Annotated in this window: 19 protein-coding genes and 1 pseudogene; 10 read left to right on the top strand and 10 right to left on the bottom strand. The window is 44.8% G+C overall.

Annotation, left to right across the window (positions count from 1 at the left end; translation table 11 throughout):
* The 4 genes from IHV80_RS13465 to luxS all read left to right on the top strand — a co-directional run bounded on the left by IHV80_RS13465 (position 1) and on the right by luxS (position 5,731).
* Positions 1–2,859, top strand: a complete 2,859-nt coding sequence (locus tag IHV80_RS13465; protein ID WP_192889380.1) for a M16 family metallopeptidase — start codon at positions 1–3, stop codon at positions 2,857–2,859.
* A 99-nt stretch (positions 2,860–2,958) separates the two neighbouring features.
* Positions 2,959–4,527, top strand: a complete 1,569-nt coding sequence (gene gshA, locus IHV80_RS13460) for a glutamate--cysteine ligase (RefSeq protein WP_192889379.1) — start codon at positions 2,959–2,961, stop codon at positions 4,525–4,527.
* A 10-nt stretch (positions 4,528–4,537) separates the two neighbouring features.
* Positions 4,538–5,188: a transglycosylase SLT domain-containing protein gene (locus tag IHV80_RS13455; protein WP_192889378.1), complete on the top strand. Its 651-nt coding sequence runs from the start codon at positions 4,538–4,540 to the stop codon at positions 5,186–5,188.
* Between the two features lie 24 nt (positions 5,189–5,212).
* The gene (gene luxS, locus IHV80_RS13450; RefSeq protein ID WP_192889377.1) at positions 5,213–5,731 is read left to right on the top strand and encodes an S-ribosylhomocysteine lyase; all 519 of its coding nucleotides are present in this window, start codon (positions 5,213–5,215) and stop codon (positions 5,729–5,731) included.
* Positions 5,732–5,818: 87 nt separating this feature from the next.
* On the opposite strand, the gene IHV80_RS13445 is transcribed toward luxS, so the two are convergent.
* A complete protein-coding gene (locus tag IHV80_RS13445; RefSeq protein ID WP_192889376.1) occupies positions 5,819–7,090 on the bottom strand; it encodes an HlyC/CorC family transporter in 1,272 nt (423 codons plus the stop codon).
* A 127-nt stretch (positions 7,091–7,217) separates the two neighbouring features.
* Positions 7,218–8,012: a cytochrome C assembly family protein gene (locus tag IHV80_RS13440; protein ID WP_192889375.1), complete on the bottom strand. Its 795-nt coding sequence runs from the start codon at positions 8,010–8,012 to the stop codon at positions 7,218–7,220.
* A 200-nt stretch (positions 8,013–8,212) separates the two neighbouring features.
* On the opposite strand from IHV80_RS13440, the gene ffh reads away from it, so the two are divergent.
* From ffh to rplS, 5 genes are all read left to right on the top strand, one after another.
* Positions 8,213–9,607 carry a signal recognition particle protein gene (gene ffh / locus IHV80_RS13435; protein ID WP_192889374.1) on the top strand — a complete coding sequence of 465 codons (1,395 nt, stop codon included), beginning with the start codon at positions 8,213–8,215 and terminating at the stop codon, positions 9,605–9,607.
* A gap of 212 nt (positions 9,608–9,819) precedes the next feature.
* Positions 9,820–10,068, top strand: a complete 249-nt coding sequence (gene rpsP, locus IHV80_RS13430) for a 30S ribosomal protein S16 (RefSeq protein ID WP_004735508.1) — start codon at positions 9,820–9,822, stop codon at positions 10,066–10,068.
* A 26-nt stretch (positions 10,069–10,094) separates the two neighbouring features.
* The gene (gene rimM / locus IHV80_RS13425; protein ID WP_009847609.1) at positions 10,095–10,649 is read left to right on the top strand and encodes a ribosome maturation factor RimM; all 555 of its coding nucleotides are present in this window, start codon (positions 10,095–10,097) and stop codon (positions 10,647–10,649) included.
* A gap of 26 nt (positions 10,650–10,675) precedes the next feature.
* Complete coding sequence (gene trmD / locus IHV80_RS13420) at positions 10,676–11,416, top strand: tRNA (guanosine(37)-N1)-methyltransferase TrmD (RefSeq protein ID WP_065110800.1); 741 nt, start codon at positions 10,676–10,678, stop codon at positions 11,414–11,416.
* 59 nt (positions 11,417–11,475) lie between these two features.
* A complete protein-coding gene (gene rplS / locus IHV80_RS13415) occupies positions 11,476–11,829 on the top strand; it encodes a 50S ribosomal protein L19 (RefSeq protein ID WP_009847607.1) in 354 nt (117 codons plus the stop codon).
* A gap of 452 nt (positions 11,830–12,281) precedes the next feature.
* Here rplS and yacG read toward each other — a convergent pair whose 3' ends face one another.
* The 8 genes from yacG to nadC all read right to left on the bottom strand — a co-directional run bounded on the left by yacG (position 12,282) and on the right by nadC (position 19,383).
* On the bottom strand, positions 12,282–12,479 hold the full coding sequence (gene yacG, locus IHV80_RS13410) for a DNA gyrase inhibitor YacG (RefSeq protein WP_004735515.1): 198 nt from the start codon (positions 12,477–12,479) through the stop codon (positions 12,282–12,284).
* A gap of 80 nt (positions 12,480–12,559) precedes the next feature.
* Positions 12,560–13,300: a cell division protein ZapD gene (gene zapD / locus IHV80_RS13405; protein ID WP_192889373.1), complete on the bottom strand. Its 741-nt coding sequence runs from the start codon at positions 13,298–13,300 to the stop codon at positions 12,560–12,562.
* Between the two features lie 26 nt (positions 13,301–13,326).
* Positions 13,327–13,941, bottom strand: coding sequence for a dephospho-CoA kinase (coaE, locus tag IHV80_RS13400; RefSeq protein ID WP_192889372.1), 615 nt, complete (start codon positions 13,939–13,941; stop codon positions 13,327–13,329).
* Positions 13,942–13,943: 2 nt separating this feature from the next.
* Entirely contained in the window at positions 13,944–14,813 is an 870-nt protein-coding gene (locus IHV80_RS13395; protein WP_192889371.1) for a prepilin peptidase, read from the bottom strand.
* A 68-nt stretch (positions 14,814–14,881) separates the two neighbouring features.
* A complete protein-coding gene (locus IHV80_RS13390) occupies positions 14,882–16,111 on the bottom strand; it encodes a type II secretion system F family protein (RefSeq protein WP_192889370.1) in 1,230 nt (409 codons plus the stop codon).
* A 14-nt stretch (positions 16,112–16,125) separates the two neighbouring features.
* A complete protein-coding gene (gene pilB / locus IHV80_RS13385) occupies positions 16,126–17,811 on the bottom strand; it encodes a type IV-A pilus assembly ATPase PilB (protein ID WP_192889369.1) in 1,686 nt (561 codons plus the stop codon).
* On the bottom strand, positions 17,812–18,237 hold the full coding sequence (locus tag IHV80_RS13380) for a pilin (protein WP_192889368.1): 426 nt from the start codon (positions 18,235–18,237) through the stop codon (positions 17,812–17,814).
* Between the two features lie 255 nt (positions 18,238–18,492).
* Positions 18,493–19,383: a carboxylating nicotinate-nucleotide diphosphorylase gene (gene nadC / locus IHV80_RS13375; RefSeq protein WP_192889367.1), complete on the bottom strand. Its 891-nt coding sequence runs from the start codon at positions 19,381–19,383 to the stop codon at positions 18,493–18,495.
* Positions 19,384–19,466: 83 nt separating this feature from the next.
* Here nadC and ampD point away from each other — a divergent pair.
* A pseudogene (gene ampD, locus IHV80_RS13370) lies at positions 19,467–20,065 on the top strand (1,6-anhydro-N-acetylmuramyl-L-alanine amidase AmpD).
* The last annotated feature ends 301 nt before the right edge of the window (positions 20,066–20,366 follow it).

Below are 20,366 nucleotides of genomic sequence, written 5' to 3'. Positions count from 1 at the left end.
ATGAAAAAGGTTTTACTTGGTACATTTTCTCTTATCGCCATCGCTGGCTGTTCTTATAATGTACCTAGCTCAACACCCTTCTTTTCTTCGCTACCTGAAGGTGTCACCTTATTAGAAGAAGTTAAGCCTTCTAAAGATAAAGTCGTGATTCCGTATGCGAAATATCAGCTAGAAAATGGCTTGACCGTTATCCTTTCTCCTGATGATTCCGATCCACTGGTGCATGTTGATGTCACTTATCACGTAGGCTCCGCACGTGAGCAGATTGGCAAATCAGGCTTTGCTCACTTTTTTGAGCACATGATGTTCCAAGGCTCGGAAAACGTCGGTGACCAACAGCACTTTAAGATCATTACCGAAGCGGGTGGCTCGTTAAACGGTACTACCAACCGTGACCGTACCAACTACTTTGAAACCGTTCCTTCTAACCAGCTTGAGAAAATGCTGTGGTTGGAATCAGACCGCATGGGCTTCTTGTTGGATGCGGTTTCTCAAAAGAAATTTGAAGTTCAAAGAGGCACGGTTAAGAACGAGCGAGCTCAAAGCTACGAAAATCGTCCTTATGGCTTAATGTGGGAACGTATGGGTGAAGCGCTTTACCCTGAAGGTCACCCGTATTCGTGGCAACCAATCGGTTATGTTGAAGACTTAGACCGTGTTGATGTGAATGATCTTAAAGCCTTCTTCCTACGCTGGTATGGCCCTAACAATGCCGTATTAACAATTGGTGGTGATATCGATGTTGATGACACGCTAGAGTGGGTTAACAAGTACTTTGGTCCAATCCCTAAAGGCCCTGAAGTTAAGGCAGCTGAGAAACAACCTGCAGTGCTGACTGAAGATAAGTACATCACATTAGAAGACAACATTCGTCAGCCAATGGTGCTTGTTGGTTGGCCAACGACGTATCGTGGTGAAGAGACACAAGTTTCGTTAAATGCATTGTCTAACGTTTTAGGTTCAGGCACCAACAGTTACCTATATCAAAACTTGGTTAAGACGCAAAAAGCAGTGAGCGCGGGTTCTTTTCATGATTGTGCTGAATTGGCTTGTACCATGTATGTTTATGCGATGGGCGACTCTGGTAAAAAAGGTGATTTGACGGTTCTTAACAAAGAATTGATGGATACCTTAGAACAGTTCTCGAAAGAGGGGGTTGAACAAGAGCGCTTAGACCAAATTACCGGTATGGCTGAAGCGGATGCGGTTTTCGCTCTGCAAAGCGTGAAAGGGAAAGTTTCACAACTGGCTTCGAATCAGACCTTCTATGGTCAACCGGATCGTATTGAATCGCAACTCGATCAAATCCGAGCGGTAACACCAGAAAGCGTCAGCAAGGCATACCAAGATTTCATCGAGGGTAAGCATAAGGTTACCTTGAGTGTTGTTCCCAAGAAGCAGCTCGATCTAGCGGTTCGTGAAGCTACATTCACCACTCCTGCTCGCACGTTACCTGAATATGCCAAGGTCACTGAAGACCAGCTTGATTTCAGAAAAGCACCAAATACCTTTGATCGCAGCGTGATGCCAGAAGTGAACTTTGGTGTTGAAGCGACCATGCCTGATCTGTATCGCATGCATTTTGAGAACGGCACTGACTTGATTGGTACCGTGACCAGTGAAACGCCGACAGTGCAGTTACAAATTCAACTACCTGCAGGTGAACGCTATGTTCGTAAAGGGCAAGAAGGCCTGGCGAACTTAACGGCTTCTATGATGGAAGAAGGTTCGACGAAACGAACGGTTGAAGAGTTACAGGCGACCTTAGATAAGCTTGGCAGTAGCGTCAGCATTAGCGCCGGAAGTTACACCACGGACATTTCGGTCTCTACGCTAGAGAAAAACCTGCCTCAAACCTTAGCAATTGTACAAGAGGTTCTATTCGAGCCTAAGTTTGATGAGCAAGACTTCGAACGCGTGAAGAAGCAGATGCTTGAAGGGGTTGTCTATCAGCACCAGCAGCCAAACTGGATGGCTTCTCAAGCAACCCGTGAAGTGCTGTTTGGTGACAGTATTTTTGCTCGTGCAAGTGATGGTACTAAGGACTCTCTAGAGTCATTAACTCTGGACGATGTAAAACTGTTTTACAGTCAGCACTATACTCCGGAGGGAGCTAATATTGTTATTGTAGGGGACATTTCGAAGAAAGAGGTTGGGAAGCAGCTACAATTCTTTGAACAATGGCAAGGCGATGCGGCACCACTAACGCGTCCACAGATCGTCAAAGAGCTTTCTGGTCAGCACCTGTACTTGGTCGATAAACCGGGTGCGCCGCAAAGTATTGTTCGCCTGGTTCGTAAAGGGTTACCGTTTGACGCAACCGGTGAGTTGTATTTGAGCCAGTTGGCTAACTTTAATTTAGCCGGTAACTTCAATAGCCGTATCAACCAGAATCTACGTGAGGACAAAGCCTACACTTACGGTGCTAGCGGTTACTTCGCCAGTACGCGTGAAACTGGTGCGGTAGTATTCAGCGCTCAAGTGAGAGCCAATGCGACGGTTCCATCGATTCAAGAGTTTATCTCTGAGCTAAATGAATTCAGTCAGAGTGGATTAACTGACGAAGAGGTGAAATTTATGCGCCTTGCCGTCGGTCAACAAGATGCACTTAAATACGAAACACCAAGTCAAAAGGCTGGGTTGTTGAGTAATATTGTTGCGCTAAGCCTTGACGAAGATTATCTGCAACAACGTAATCAGATAGTTGAAACTGTCTCAAAAGAGACCTTAAACGAGCTATCTAAGAAATGGTTTGACCCGAATGATTATCAAATAATTGTTGTTGGCGACGCGACTTCGCTTCGTCCTCAACTAGAAAAGTTAGATATTCCAATAGAAGAGCTTGAAATCATTCGTTAGAGTACACATTAAAGGGGGAGGGAAAAGACTCTATTTTTCTCCTCCGACCTAATTTATGATAGTTCTAATCAGAACGATATAAGATAAGTGAACTGAATTTTGACTGATTTTGCTGCGCGACTAAAGCAAGTTGCAACCAACCCTAAGACCTTCTCTCAATTTGGTCGTGGTGTTGAAAGGGAAACGTTACGCTACACGGAAGATGGGCATCTTGCGACTGGGCCGCACCCAAAGGCTTTGGGATCTGCGTTGATGAACGGATGGGTAACGACCGATTTTTCTGAGTCGTTACTGGAGTTTATTACGCCTGTTTCTAACGACGTTCCGACGCTTTTGAATCAGTTGTCTGATATCCACCATTTCACACAAACCAAGTTAGATGGCGAAAAGATGTGGCCGCTTTCTATGCCTTGTTATGTAGGCAGTGAAGATTACATTCAGCTAGCGCAATACGGCACCTCTAACAACGGCAAGATGAAGACTCTATATCGTGAAGGCCTAAAGCGTCGCTACGGTAGCCTGATGCAGATTATTTCAGGTGTTCACTTCAATTTCTCTTTCCCTGATAGTTTTTGGGATAGCCTGTTTGGAGAGCAAACCGAAGAAGCGCGTTGTGACTCTAAGTCCGATGCTTACTTTGGTTTGATTCGTAATTACTACCGTTTTGGTTGGTTAATTCCTTATTTCTTCGGTGCTTCACCTGCACTATGTCCTTCTTTCATCAAAGGCAGAGAGACAAAGCTACCTTTTGAAAAGATTGGAGAGACACTGTACTTACCAAAAGCAACGGCACTGCGCCTGAGCGATCTTGGCTACACCAACAGTGCTCAAAGCGTATTGAAGATTGGTTTCAACAGCCTAGACCAATACCTTGAAGGTTTGAATCAAGCGATCCGAACACCATCAGAAGAATTCGCCGAAATCGGTACTAAAGTTGATGGTGAATACCGTCAATTGAATAGCAATGTTCTTCAAATCGAGAACGAGCTTTATGCACCAATTCGTCCTAAGCGTGTTGCTAAAAGTGGTGAGAAGCCATCAGAAGCACTGGCTCGTGCTGGTGTTGAGTACATCGAGGTTCGTTCTTTAGATGTAAACCCATTCAGCTCAATTGGTATCAATGAGCAACAAGTTCGCTTCTTAGATTTATTCCTAACTTGGAGTGTGTTAACCGACTCGGCTGAGATGGATAACTGCGAACTTGAATGCTGGCGTGATAACTGGAACAAGGTGATCTTAGAAGGTCGTCAGGTTGGTTTAGAACTCAAGATTGGTTGTGATGGCGAGAGACTGTCTCTGCAAGATTGGGCTAAACGCGTATTCAAAGATCTTCGTGTTATCGCTGAGTTGATGGATGCGGAGCAAGGTGGTCGTGCATACCAAGAAACGTGCGATACGCTTGAAGCTTGGATCGATAACCCAGAATTAACCATTTCTGGTCAGTTACTTGAAGAGACTAAAAGATTAGGTGGCTTAGGAAAAGTTGGTTGCGCGTTAGGAAAAACCTACGCTCAACAACACAAAGCGCATCAATATAAGGTTTACTCAGCTGAGTTGATGGAAGCGGAAGTTCAGCGCTCAATGATCGCTCAACAACAAAGTGAAGAAGCAAGCATGCAAGATTTTGACAGCTTCTTAACGGATTATTTTTCGTATTTAAAAGCATAGCGAGACTTTGGTGGAAAGGAAGCAAGCCTTATTAGGCCTGTCCACTCGTGTAAGTGGAAAATGGCTACCCTTAGTGACTGTTGGTGTTGTCTCTAGCCTGTTGGTTGGTTGTGCAACGCCACCGCCTAAAGAACAAAGTAACATCTGCAGTATCTTTAGAGAGCACCCTTCGTGGTACGAAGATGCGTTAGATATGCAAGAAGAGTGGGGAACGCCGATCAACGTAGCGATGGCTTTTGTTAAACAAGAGAGTAGCTATCGTCATGATGCGCGCCCACCAAAAGATTACATTCTGGGCTTCATTCCGTGGGGCCGTGTGAGCAGCGCTTACGGTTATGCACAAGCCCAAGATCCTGCCTGGGAAGATTTCCAGAAGGCAACCAACAATGGTGGTTCAAGAACCAACTTTGACGATGCACTGATGTTTATTGGCTGGTACACCAGCGAGACGCGTCGTCAGTTAGGGGTTTCACTTTGGGATCCGTATAACCAATACCTGGCTTATCATGAAGGTCGTGGTGGTTTTAAGCGTAAATCGTATAACAGCAAGCCATCTTTGATTAAGGTGGCCCGCAAAGTCGAACAGCAAGCAAAAGATTATGGCTGGCAACTTAAACAGTGCCGCAAAGAACTAGAAGACAATCGAAGTTGGTTTTTCTAAAGCCAACCGTCATGGAGAATAGCAATGCCTTTATTAGATAGTTTTACTGTTGATCATACACGCATGAACGCCCCTGCAGTTCGTGTTGCGAAAACAATGCAAACCCCAAAAGGGGATACCATCACGGTATTTGACCTGCGTTTTACTGCACCAAACAAAGATATCCTATCTGAAAAAGGTATCCATACTTTAGAGCATCTATACGCTGGATTCATGCGAGCTCAACTGAATGGTTCAGACGTGGAGATCATTGATATTTCACCGATGGGTTGCCGCACTGGTTTCTACATGAGCTTGATTGGTACGCCTTCAGAGCAGCAAGTAGCAGACGCTTGGTTAGCGGCTATGCAAGATGTACTGAAAGTTGAGAACCAGAATAAGATCCCTGAGTTGAACGAATACCAATGTGGTACTGCTGCAATGCACTCTTTGGATGAAGCGAAAGATATCGCCAATGCGATCATCGCTGCTGGTATCTCTGTAAACAAAAATGATGAACTGGCACTGCCAGAGTCGATGCTTCAAGAGCTTAAAATCGACTAGTTATTGGTAACACCCTAGATAGGGTGAGTTAGATACTAAAAGGCCCGGTTCAATGAACCGGGCCTTTTGTTTTTCATCGAGTAGCGATTACCCGTTAGCTACCTGTGGAAACACGCGTACTAGCTTGATGCGGTTTTCTTCGAGTTCAACAATTTCCATCGGATGACTGGCAACCTGAACACTGAGGTGACTTTCTGGGATATCTTCTAGATGTTCTAATATCAGGCCATTGAGTGTTCTTGGACCGTCAGTAGGGAGTGCCCACTGCAAGCCTTTGTTGATATCTCGGATATTGGCACTACCTTCAATTAAGAAACTACCATCACTTTGCGGAGTGATCTCTTCAGATAAACTAGGTGCAATAGAAGTCGTAAATTCACCCACGATCTCTTCTAGAATATCTTCCAACGTAACCAAGCCGTTGATATCGCCATACTCATCGACAATCAAACCAATGCGCTGTTTGTTGCGTTGGAATTTAAGCAGTTGAATGTTGAGTGGTGTCGCTTCAGGAATAAAGTAGATCTCATCGGCTGCACGCAGCAATGTCTCTTTATTGAATTCGTTCTTTTCAAGCATTAAGCGATAAGCTTCCCGTAGCCTCAGCATACCAACCACTTCATCTATTTGATCGCGGTATAGCACGATACGACCATGAGGAGAGTGAGTGAGCTGACGAACGATCGATTTCCAGTCATCATTGATGTCGATACCGGTGATCTCATTACGTGGCACCATGATGTCATTCACGGTGACGTGCTCTAAATCTAGAATAGACACCAACATATCTTGGTGACGCTGAGGTATCAGGGTTCCGGCTTCATTTACTACGGTCCTAAGCTCTTCGGAACTCAAATGGTCGGTCGCATCATGGCTGGCTTTGACACCTAAGATACGGATGAAGCCGTTAGTAATAAAGTTAACCAAGATAACCAGTGGTGACAGCACCTTCATCAGTATCATTAATAGAATACTGCTGGCGTAAGACACTCGTTCTGGGAAAAGTGAGGCGATGGTTTTTGGGGTTACCTCAGCAAATACGAGGATCACTAGGGTCAGGGCTCCGGTTGCGATTGCAACGCCGATATCCCCATAGATACGCATACCAAGAATCGTAGCGATCGCAGATGCAAGAATGTTGACGAGATTGTTGCCGATGAGAATGAGGCCGATCAATCTGTCTGGGCGACTCAGAAGTTTTTCTACGCGTTTGGCACCTTTATGGCCCGTACTGGCTAAGTGCTTTAAACGGTAGCGGTTCAGGGACATCATGCCCGTTTCAGAGCCAGAGAAATAACCAGAAATTACTATGAGACACGCGAGTAGCGCAAATAAGATACCCGTTGATATGTCGTCCAAAACTATTCTTTTCCTATTTTTGTATCTTGATTAATTTATGACCGAACATGGTCGAGATGTCAATTGAATCTAATGGACTCAATATTTTAAAGGCAAGGTGTGTGAGACCTTGCCTTTATTTTACAGACTAATTCAGGATTATTTCCTGAACGAAGCGGCTACCGAAGTAGGCTAATGTGAGCATGCTGGCGCCAGCAAGGGCGAACCAAGTGACTTTCTGTCCACGCCAACCTTTTTGATAATGACCCCAAAGAAGGATGGAGTAGATAACCCAAGCAATAAAAGACAATACGGCTTTGTGCGCCTTTCCTTGAGCAAACATATCTTGTACGAAGATAAGGCCAGTCAGCAAGGTGCCGGTTAATAAACCATTACCGATAAGAATGATCTTGAAAAGTTGTCTTTCCACCATCATTAATGGAGGTAGATTAGGGTTTATTACTAACGCTTTTTTCTTTTTAAGTTTGTGATCGAGCCACGCGAGTTGCAGAGCGTATAGCGCGCCGATAGTTAGTGTCGCGTATGAGAAGAGCGCCAAAGAGATGTGCACAAGCAGTTTTGGGTCATTCTCTAGATGTTTGATGAAGGTGCTTGAAAGAAAAGTAGCAGCCATCAAGTTAAGTGCAGCGAAGCTATAAACGACGGGCAAGATGAACCACAATCGGGTTTTGAGCATAGCACCGCTCATGACCAAAGAGATGATCAAACTGATCAATGAAGCAACGTTCAAGATACTGAGGTTTTGGCCACTGGCATTAAAGATTAAATCGCCAAGCAACCAAGCATGGAAAGCTAAAGCAAGTAATGCGCTGATAAACACCGTTTTTACACGGATTCCTGTTTGGTGCACGAGACCTGGAATGATCGTGGAAATCGCCATTGTATAAAGAAAGGCTGCTGCGATCGCAATAAGACTGTCCATGGTATCCATTTAAATGATTACTAATTGATGAATTATACCTCGCATCGCTCTTTGGGGCTATGGTGAACCTCACTCAATTCCAAGGGAACAATGTCTCACATCACAAGCGTGGATGATTAACGCTCTACAACGGGTATGACTCTAATCCACGCTAATGTATACTCACAGTAATAGTCGCAGGATTGAGCGAAGAGAAAACTATGTTTGATAATTTAACGGATCGTCTATCCAAAACGCTGAAGAATATCAGCGGTAAAGGTCGCCTGACCGAAGACAATATTAAAGAGACGCTGCGTGAAGTACGTATGGCGCTATTTGAAGCCGACGTTGCACTGCCAGTTGTCCGTGATTTTGTTAAGCGCGTAAAAGAAGGCGCTGTTGGTGTTGAGGTATCTAAATCTCTAACACCTGGCCAAGAGTTCATTAAGATCGTTCAAGCTGAACTTGAAGCTGTTATGGGGGAGTCTAACGAGGCTCTTGACCTAGCAGCACAACCGCCAGCAGTCATCTTAATGGCGGGTCTACAAGGTGCGGGTAAAACCACATCGGTAGGTAAGCTATCTAAGCTCCTGACTGAGCGTGACAAGAAGAAAGTTTTGGTTGTGTCTGCCGACGTTTACCGTCCAGCAGCGATCAAACAGCTTGAAACCTTAGCAAGCGATGTTGGTGTCGACTTCTTCCCATCTTCAGCTGACCAAAAGCCTCTTGATATTGCAAACGCCGCAATCGACCACGCGAAGAAGAAATTCTACGACGTACTAATTGTCGATACTGCCGGTCGTTTGGCTATCGATGAAGAGATGATGGGCGAGATCAAAGAGCTTCATACTGCAATTAACCCAGTAGAGACACTGTTCGTTGTTGATGCAATGACAGGTCAAGATGCTGCGAATACTGCAAAAGCCTTTGGCGATACGCTACCACTTACCGGTGTTATCTTAACGAAAGTGGATGGTGATGCGCGTGGCGGTGCTGCACTGTCTGTTCGTCACATCACTGGTAAACCGATTAAATTCTTAGGTGTTGGTGAAAAAACTGACGCACTAGAACCGTTCCACCCAGATCGTGTTGCTTCTCGTATCCTTGGTATGGGCGACGTACTGTCTCTTATTGAAGACCTACAGAAAAACGTTGATACCGAGAAAGCAGAGAAACTGGCTAAGAAGTTCAAAGAGAAGAAAGGCTTTGACCTTGAAGACTTCCGTGAACAGCTAGGACAGATGCAGAACATGGGCGGCATGATGGGCATGATGGATAAGCTTCCAGGCATGTCTCAGCTACCTGACAACGTAAAAGATAAAGTTGATGACAAGATGTTCAAGCAAATGGAAGCGATCATCAACTCTATGACAATGAAAGAGCGCCAGCGTCCTGACCTAATCAAAGGCTCACGCAAGAAGCGTATTGCTGCAGGTTCTGGTACTCAAGTACAAGATGTAAACCGTATGCTGAAACAGTTCACTCAAATGCAGAAGATGATGAAGAAAATGCAGAAGGGTGGAATGAAAGGCATGATGCGCAACATGCAGGGCATGATGGGCGGCGGTGGAGGTATGGGCGGAATGGGTGGTGGTTTTAACCCGTTTGGCCGATAATCTACAAATGTAAGCTTTAGCTACGTTACTTTTCATAGTGTTAGCCGTGTCACAGAAAGTGTACGGTGGCTATGTTGGTGAAAAAATAGCTAAAGCCCTTGCATTGCACCGGAATAAGAGTAAAATTCCGGGGCTTTAATTTGGCACGAGACCCCAAGCTATTTACTTATACTTGGGGTTAATTATTTTATTAAGAAAGCAAAGAGGACGACATGGTAACCATTCGTTTGGCACGTCACGGTGCAAAGAAGCGCCCATTTTATCAAATCGTAGTTGCGGATAGCCGTAACTCTGTAACTGGCCGTTTCATCGAGAAAGTAGGTTTCTTTAACCCTACTGCTCAAGGTCAAGAAGAAGGTCTACGTCTAGACCTAGATCGTGTTAACCACTGGGTTGGTCAAGGCGCATCTCTATCTGACCGCGTAGCTAAGCTAGTTAAAGACGCTCAAAAAGCGGCTTAATTCTTTTTTAAAAAGAGAAATAGCTTATGTCGATGAAGGGTAAAGAAACGATGAGCGAGCAAAACGAAAGAATTGTTATGGGTAAACTTGGGTCTACCTATGGTATTCGTGGCTGGCTTAAAGTGTTCTCCTACACAGACAATGCTGAAAGCATATTTGATTACAGTCCTTGGTATTTAAAGCTAAAGGGCGAGTGGGTTGAGTATAAAGTTGAAAGCTGGAAACGTCATGGCCAAGGCTATGTATGTAAGCTAGCGGGATTAGATGTACGTGAAGACGCGCAACTGATGACCAACTTTGAAATTGCTATTGACCCTGCTTCATTACCAGAATTGTCAGAAGATGAATTCTACTGGCGCGAATTGTTCGGTATGCAAGTTTTTACCACTAAAGGTTACAACCTTGGTGAGGTCACTGACCTATTAGAAACTGGCTCGAACGATGTTCTAGTAATCAAAGCAAATCTTAAAGATGCTTTTGGCCAAAAGGAACGGTTAATCCCGTACCTTGAAGAGCAAGTGATCAAGAAAGTTGATCGCGAAGCTCGCCGGATCGAAGTTGACTGGGATCCTGGATTCTAACTCCAAATTACAGAGCGAGAGAACACATGTGGGTTGGCGTAATTAGCCTGTTTCCTGAAATGTTCCGTTCTGTTACTGATTTCGGAGTAACAGGTCAAGCGGTTAAAAAAGGTCTTTTATCTATTGAGACATGGAATCCTCGTGATTTCACTCATGATAAACATCGCACTGTTGATGACAGACCTTACGGTGGTGGTCCTGGCATGTTAATGATGGTTCAGCCTTTGCGCGACGCTATCCAAACAGCCAAACAGGCAGCACCGGGAAAGACGAAGGTTATCTACCTTTCACCTCAAGGTCGTAAACTCGACCAACAAGGTGTTGAAGAGCTGGCAACAAACGAGAACTTGCTTCTTATTTGTGGTCGCTATGAAGGGGTAGATGAGCGCATCATTCAATCTGAAGTCGACGAAGAATGGTCGATTGGAGATTTTGTGATGACGGGTGGCGAACTGCCAGCCATGACGTTGATTGATTCAGTCTCTCGGTTTGTTCCGGGTGTACTTGGAGATTTCGCATCAGCAGAAGAAGATTCTTTTGCAAATGGTTTGCTAGATTGTCCCCATTATACGCGCCCTGAGGTGCTAGACGATAAAGATGTGCCCTCGGTACTCAAGTCTGGAAACCATAAGGACATTCGTCGCTGGCGATTAAAACAATCGTTGGGCCGAACTTGGCTAAGAAGACCAGAACTCCTGGAAAACCTAGCTCTGACTGACGAACAGGAACAATTACTGGCTGAATTCATTAAAGAGCAACGCTCTTAACGAAAAGCAAGCAGTAACCTATTAAATTTAGTATCAGTTTATTCTAGGAATTTATACAAATGAGCAACATCATCAAGGCTCTTGAAGAAGAGCAACTAAAATCAGACCTTCCTAAATTCGCACCAGGTGACACTGTTGTAGTTAAGGTTAAGGTAAAAGAAGGTGACCGTGAGCGTCTACAGGCTTTCGAAGGCGTTGTAATCGCTATTCGTAACCGTGGTCTTCACTCTGCATTCACAGTTCGTAAGATTTCGAACGGTGAAGGTGTAGAGCGTGCGTTCCAAACTCACTCTCCAATGGTTGATAGCATCGAAGTTAAACGCCGTGGTGCAGTACGTCGTGCCAAGTTGTACTACCTACGTGAGCGTTCTGGTAAGTCAGCTCGTATTAAAGAGAAGCTTACTAAGAAGTAATTCTTTTTGCATTCTATCGATAAAAGCGGAGCCATTTGGCTCCGCTTTTTTGTGCCTGAGATTTAGAGTTATCGCAGATAAGAGATCTCCTACTCGCTCGTTTCTCGCTCTTGGGGCGGATATCGAGAATAGAGAAGAGTGTCATGCGTGAGCATACCGTCGGAAATCTGTTCCAGAGCTAGGTATATGATTTAGTTCGAAGTCATTAGATTCCCAACTCGTTCGTTCCTCACTCTTGAGAATGACGAATGGGTAACCGGAATCTGGCATTGGATGATGAAGACTTATTGAGGTAGAGGTCCAGTAGGAAGGCTGTGGCTAATAGAATCCCGTAGGGACAAACCGTCATTCCCTAGACTGACGAAGGAAGGAGTAGGGAATCTCTAGTAGCGCCGTGTTATAGGTAATAAAAAAGGATTGCCGTAAAACGCCAATCCTTCAAAATTTACTCGCTAGTGCGGGTCTTCCGACCAACCATCGCTATCTGACATGTCAGGTGCGCCAGCGATGCTGTTCTCTTCGTCTGCCCATTCACCGAAATCAATCATCTGACATTGCTTGCTGCAAAACGGGCGATGTGGGCTTTGCTCGCCCCATTCAACGTCGGCATTACATTGAGGGCATTTAACGATGGTGATTTTCTTCGACATAGTGATTCTTAATTTGAGGGGTAATAATAGTGAGTTTAGGCTCGAGTGAGGACTCAAGCCAAACTATAAAAGGAAATTAATTAGGTGCAGATAGCCAATTCAAATTCGATATCTTGAGTACAGGCTTGGCCGGTTTCAAAACTCATGAACTTAACGGCAAAACGGTTCTTATGACCTGAGATCATCGGGTAGGCGCCGTATTGCATTGGAATAGAAAGGCGAAGGATATTTGCTTCATCAGCATCGCTCTGGAAGAAGCCAGCACGAGCAATTTGCTCTTTAAAGTGACCAGTCTCTCTGGTGAGCTTTAACCACAGTGTTAACGCTTCATAGAGGGGCTGTAGGCTATCCATCCATGATTTGGCATCTCTCATTTTTTTATCGAGTGGCAGGTGCAGCCAATAATGCAGTGCGGGTAAATCAAAGCAGCATGAGCCACCTGGAAGATTGAAGCGTTGACGAATCGCACTCAGGAAGCGGTCTTCTTTTAGGGATTGCCCAAAACGCTCTGCCTGCATCAGATCACGATAGATGTTACCAATGTCGGTAAGCAATGATGTCAGCATCTCTTGATCGACACCTTCAACATCTAACCAACTTTTGTAGGTTACACGCTGCTTCTCAATGTCTTTCGCCAGTTCGCTCTTGAGTTGGATCTGTTCGAAGATTTCAATCAGATCAAAGATGGAACGGAAAAAGAGTTGATACTGTTGAGCATCGGAAAATGTAGAAGACAAGTGTAGCTGCCTCAAGAGTGATTCGACTCTTAAGTAGATGCGTGTTTTCTCATTTAGAGGATGTTCAAATTTGTGGGTGATCATCAAGCAAACCTTCATTCAACATTGTTCTATTCTGACCCATCTACTGCACTGATTGCCAGATACTTTTGATGTAAATCTGTGATTTGAGGCAAAAGTTCTTGGTTTTTAGTATGGTTTTTAATCACGTCATCTGCAACTGCTAAGCGTTGTTCTCTTGAAGCCTGTGATTTTAAAATTGATGCAACTTGTTCCCTAGAAACATTATCACGATTCATCGTCCGTTCTATTTGTACTTCTGCTGGCACATCTACGATTAATACGCGATCGGCCATGCCTTGCATTTGGTTTTCAACCAATAGCGGTGCGACTAATAAACCATACGGGGATGTGATTTTAGACAGGTCACTGTCAATTTTGTCACGGATCATGGGATGAAGAAGATCATTGAGCCATTGTTTTTCTGTGGGATCAGTGAAGATCACTTCGCGCAGTTTAGCTCGGTTTAGTGTCCCATCTTCGAGCAAGATAGCCTCACCAAAATGCTCTGTAATCTGCTTTAAGCCGTCACTGCCTAGAGCGACCACTTCACGTGCCACGATATCAGCATCGACAATATCAATATTGAAGTGTTCATTGAATAGGTTAGCTACTGTGGTTTTGCCACTGGCGATACCACCACTTAATCCGATAATGATTGCCATGATTAAATCCCTAGCACAGAAGTGAAATACCAACCCATGATGTCATTGCCCCACAATAGGCTTACCCAACCAGCAATCGCGAGGTAGGGACCAAATGGGAAGGCTTTATCTATGCCTTGCTGTTTCAAGCGAAGTTGAATCAATCCGAAAACTAAACCGACCAGCGATGACAAAAGAATGATCATTGGTAGGTGCTGCCAACCAAGCCATGCGCCAAGCGCTGCTAAAAGCTTGAAGTCGCCGTAACCCATGCCTTCTTTGCCTGTCAGTAGCTTGAACAGCCAGTAAACGGACCATAGGGCTAAGTAGCCTGCTATTGCACCAATCACTGAATCTTGAAGCGATACAGGACTGACGTTAAACAGGGCTAAAGCGATACCAGACCAAACTAAAGGTAAGGTGATTTGATCAGGTAGCAGCATGGTATCGAGATCGATAAAGGTTGCGGTAATCAACGCAAAGGTGAAAAAGATCAGGGCGATAGCGTAGTAACTGAAACCAAAGTGGCTAGCGACAACAGTACAAAGGATTGCGGTAAGCAGTTCGACTAAAGGGTAGCGAGCGCTGATTGGAGTCGTACAGGTATGACACTTACCCTTTAAGAACAACCAGCTTAAGACTGGTATATTGTCTATTATCCTTAATTGGGTTTTGCATTTTGGGCAGGTAGAACGAGGAATGCTGAGATTAAACTTTCCCTCTGGCGCTGGAATTTTATATTGAGAGAAATACTCCGAGCACTCTTGTTGCCATTCTCGTTCCATCATAATCGGTAAACGGTGTATGACGACGTTGAGAAAACTGCCGATAAGAAGGCTAAAAATGAAAGCTAATACGGGGAATAGCCAAGGATAGTAGTGAAATACTTCCATAGTGTCCTTTTACCACTTGATCTATATGAGTAGAGATTGGCTACTCATGGGTGTTTAGTTGCTTTTGGCTATCCTAACACACTCATAAGATTAAAGATCGGTAAGTACATCGCGACAACGAGGCCGCCAACAACCGTACCCAAAAAGACAATAATCAGCGGTTCGAGAATTTTACCTAGGTTATCGACGGTGTTGTCTACTTCGAACTCGTAAATGGAAGCTACTTTATTGAGCATATCATCAAGGTTTCCGGACTCTTCACCAATCATCACCATCTGCAAAACCATCTCCGGGAAGGCATTGGTATTGCGCATTGCAATGTACATCGGCATGCCTGCGGCAGTCTCACGGTGAACCTCGATGATTGCCGCTTCATAATGTAGATTACCCGCCGTTTTAGCCGTTGTTTTAAGGCTCGTTAAGATGGGAATCCCAGAACTAAAACTGGTTGATAGCGTCCGGCTGAACTTTGCAATTGATGCCTTAGTGATGACAGCACCCAGGATAGGGAAGCGTAAACCAAGACGACTGGTTGAAAGTCGAATCGAGTAAGATCGCTGACGCAGTTGCTGAATGGATAGGAATAATAAACCAATACCAATAGTAGTATAGAAACTGTAGGCCTGCATCCAGTGGGAAAGATAAAGCACTTGCTGAGTGAACCAAGGTAAGTCTGCGCCGAAACCAGAAAACATCGATTCAAATTCAGGAATGACCATGGTTAGCATTAAGTAGGAAACGGTAAGGGCGACCGCTACAACCATTGCTGGGTAGATGAGAGCCTTTATAACCTTAGATTTTAGTTGCTCACTTTTTTCACGGTATGTCGCCAAACGTTCAAAGACTTGCGCTAGGTTGCCTGAGAGTTCGCCTGTCGCAACTAAGTCGGTATACAGATCATCAAAGTGACGGCTTGCGGTTCGCATGGCTTTTGAAATCGGAGTGCCCGCTTCTACACCTTTACAGATGTGCGACAAGATAGACTTCATCTCAGCTTTGCGATGATTGTCTGAGACTAACTTGATGGCCTGCACGATAGGGACACCCGTTGCTAACATGGTCGCGAGTTGCCGAGTCAACACGGTAATGTCTTTGGCCTTAACTCGGTGCGTTAAACGAGTCAGTGCTGAGATGCTTTTCTTTTTGATTTTCTTTATTTGGATATGCTGATCTTTGAGCTTTTCTCGTACCTCTAATTCCGTCAATGCTAAGGTTTGCCCTGATACTTTCTTTCCGGAGCTGTTTATGCCCTTCCAATGGTAACTTTTAAGTTGTGATTGTTTGTTCTTACTACTCATTCTCGCTCCGTGAATTATAGATACAGAACACGTTGTAGTTCTTGATAGCTGGTGGTGCCTTCAAGCAGTTTATCTAGCCCTGATTCTTGCAGTGTTCGCATGCCTTCTCGGTGCGCCAAGTTTTCAATGGCTAACGCGTTCGGTTTGTCGATCAGGCTGCTTTTTAGTTGGTCGCTAAATGGCATAACTTCATAGATACCCACTCGCCCAGAGTATCCCTGATTACACTCATTACATCCTTGTGGATTGGCTTTATAGATTGTTTGGCTGTTAGGGATAGAGTGACGCAGAAATATATCCGGAGAGTCGTCAGCTGCTTTGCAGTGATTGCACAATCGTCTTGCCAGTCGTTGGGCGATAATCAAGCTTAATGATGAAGCAAGGTTAAAAGGTTCAATTCCCATGTGAGCGAGTCGAGTTACGGTTTCTGCGGCGGAGTTGGTGTGCAATGTCGAAAGGACTAGGTGTCCAGTTTGCGATGCTTTGATCGCGATCTCTGCGGTTTCTAAATCGCGGATCTCTCCGACCATGACCACATCGGGATCTTGTCGTAAAAACGATCGCAATGCTTCGGCAAACCCAAAACCGATTTTGGGTGCGACTTGAACTTGATTGATACCACATAGATTTATCTCTACCGGGTCTTCGGCTGTTGAGATGTTGCGCTCTGTGGTGTTAAGCACTCGAAGGCCAGTGTAGAGAGAAACGGTTTTACCACTGCCGGTTGGCCCGGTCATTAAGATCATACCTTGTGGGCGCTTTAATGCATTGAGGTAGAGTGCTTTTTGATCCTCGCTATAACCCAACTTATCGATATCTAAATTAGCCGCACTGCTGTCTAGAAGACGCAGTACGATCTTTTCACCCCATAGCGTCGGTAGCGTCGATACTCGCATATCAATCGCGATTTCATCGTTTAACCGCAACTTAATACGACCATCTTGAGGCAAGCGACGCTCAGCGATATCCAGCTTGGCGAGGATCTTTAAGCGAGCAGATAAACGGCGACTTAGATGGGAGGCGGGTTGTTGTATTTCAACAAGGATGCCATCGCAACGTAAGCGCACTCGATAGTTTTCTTCATAAGGTTCGAAGTGGATATCGGAAGCGCCTTTACGTACCGCATCGACCAGTATTTGGTTGATAAAGCGGCTAACAGGGGAGTCGTCTTGGCTGAGATCTTCAATCGAAGTCATCTCATCGTCGGAGACTTCAACGAGGTTGGCGAGTTCGTCTTGAGTGATCTCTTTGCGCTTGGAGTCTTGCCCGGAAATAGAACGGCCATACAGCTTACGTATCGCGCCTTCTAATTCAGAGTAGTTAGCGAGAACCAATTCGATTTGTAATCCGGTCGCAAAGCGGAAATCATCTTCAGCTTGTAAGTCGGTTGGGTCGGCCGAGGCAAGTGTGAGAGTTGAACTTGAAACTGAAATCGGGATAGCGCGATACTTGGTAATCAGCTCACGAAGCCCTAATTGGTCACACAAGGTTTCGTAGTCAGTATTGGTTAATTGTACTAACGGTAAGCCGAAGATGGCCTGAATGTTATGTGCGAGACTCTCGCCTGTGAATATGTCCAGAAGGAGCAAAGCTTCAGGCGTAGAAACACCTGAAGCTTGCACATGTTCCGCAACGGCTTGTTCTTGAGTCAGGCTAAGTAGATTAGCCTGACGTAGAACGGTTGGGAGGTTGGTTAGCACTTATGAGCAACTATCAATTGTTGGTAAGTTACTTACGCCACCTGAGACTACAGCACATGCCCAGCCAGTGTCGGTTCTAGAGTATGTGATGTAGGCGTTGGATATCGCACTTTTTGATCCGAATAGGAATTTAATATCGTTGTCGGTTGGTACACTAATAGTTCCTAATACATTAGAACCTGCGGAGATGCCTAAGTCACCTAAATCAGTGTTAGCTGCTAATTTCCCTTTTTCTTGATAGGTTAGTTCTGCCGGCGTGAGTAAAGCTTTCATAGTTGCTACTGCTGCTGCAACTTCACTTTTTGCTACGTAATCTTTGTATGCGGGTATCGCGATCGCTGATAGAGCGCCAATAATTGCCACCACAATCATCAATTCAATCAGCGTGAAACCTTTCTGATTTGTTCTTCTATTTTTGTTATTCATCGTTCTATTCCATTGTTTAGTTTGTTTCAGTGCAGGCACTGGTTGATTGAGAGGATAGAAGTCGGAATGGGGAAGTGGAATGGTGTTCAGGTGTGGTCGCGAGTGGTTTTGTATTTATTAGTGTAGTGTTTCATATAGCGCGCAAAATTATGCGATCTACTTAAATAAGTGATTGAAATACTGATAGTTTAGGCAATAAAAAAGGCACGATAGTTAACCGTGCCTTTATAAATAAGTTATTTATATTTCAATAAATTAAGCTTTGAATCTCATTGATAAATCCATCGCTTTTAAATGCTTGGTGAGTGCACCTACTGAGATGTAATCAACACCCGTTTCAGCGAACTCTGCGATAGTGTCTAGAGTGATGTTACCTGAGTTCTCTAATGCTGCACGACCAGCGTTTATTTTAACGGCTTCACGCATCATGTCTGTGGTGAAGTTGTCTAGCATGATGATGTCCGCACCTGCACTGATCGCTTGCTCTAGCTCTGATAGGCTCTCTGTTTCTACTTCAACTGGTTTGCCTGGGTTAAGCTCTTTTGCCGTCGAGATTGCTTTCTCGATACCACCACATGCGATGATGTGGTTTTCTTTGATTAGGTAGGCATCGAAAACACCGATACGGTGATTGAAACCGCCACCACAAGCCACTGCGTATTTTAGTGCACTACGTAGGCCAGGAATCGTTTTGCGAGTGTCTAACAGGCGGCACTCTGTATGTTTAATTTTGTCAGCGTAAATGGCTGTTGTTGTCGCACAACCCGATAGCGTTTGAATGAAGTTCATGGCATTACGCTCACCGGTTAATAGCGCGCGTGCTGGGCCTGTTAACGAACAAAGCGTTTGGTTTGGTTCAACCTTGTCGCCATCTTCTACGTTCCACTCGATAGTGACTTCACCGCCCAATTGTTTAAACACTTCATCAGCCCAAGCTTTACCACAGAACACACCGTGCTCACGTGTAATGATGGTTGCGCTGTTGATTGCGTCTGCTGGGATTAGACTTGCCGTGATATCAGCCGCTGGATCTAACGTTCCACCTAGATCTTCTTTGATGGTCTCAGCCACTGAGCGAGCGATCTCTAGCGGCAGTTGCTCTTTTAAGTAATCAAGGCGTTGGTGGCTGTTATGTGTGTTTTTCATCGCAAATCTAATCTTGAAAGGGAGTGGGAATGGAATGATACTCTTGCTTAACTTCAAATTAAAGAGGCTAGCGCGACTGCTCGATGGGCAAGGTCACAATCTATTGTGCTAGCAGAAAAAAAGTGAGACCAAGATGACGATCAGCTCCAACGGATGGTATGACAACGCTCGGCGTGTTCCTTCCCCTTATTTTGATGCAAGGCCAAAGAGTGACGATATCTCTTTGCTGGTGGTTCACAACATCAGTTTACCTCCGGGGCAATTTGGTGGACCTTACATTGAACAGTTTTTTACGGGAAAACTCGACCCCGCTGAGCATCCGTTTTTTAAGGTGATTTACCAAATGGGCGTCTCGGCGCATTGCTTGATTCGTCGCGATGGGGAAGTGGTGCAGTTTGTTTCTTTCTTAGACCGAGCTTGGCATGCGGGTCAATCGAGCTTTGCTGGCCGAGAAAGATGTAATGACTACTCGATTGGCATTGAATTGGAGGGCAGTGACTTTGTTGCTTATACCGAGCAGCAATACCAATCTTTGGCTCAATTAACGGAGGCTCTGGTGTCGAACTTCTCGCAGATTACGCGTCAGCGTATCACTGGCCATCAATACATCGCCCCGCTACGAAAAACTGACCCCGGTTTGGTTTTTGATTGGAAAAAATATCAAGGTCAACTGAGCTTCTAAATTCGAACTCACAATAAGACTCTGCTCATTGAAGGGCTCTAGATAATCAATGATGAGCATAATTGTTTGTGAATTTTTGTTGTGCTTTTGTAAAGGAAGTGGTCGGACGGTGAGCATCAATAAATCGAGAGTGTGACGAGCTTATCAAACGCTCTAATGTTAAGACTTATGAACAGGATTTCTGCCTCTAATGTGCACTTGGTTCGATTTTTAATCAAGTGGCACTAATCTTTCTGAAACAATTCATTTTTATCCTGAAACTTTCTAGCACGAATACTCCCCAAAAGTATTACCCCTGTAA

The organism is Vibrio bathopelagicus, assembly GCF_014879975.1.
In the GTDB taxonomy this organism is placed as follows: Bacteria; Pseudomonadota; Gammaproteobacteria; order Enterobacterales; family Vibrionaceae; genus Vibrio; species Vibrio bathopelagicus.
This window is presented reverse-complemented; position numbering and strand designations above follow the sequence as displayed.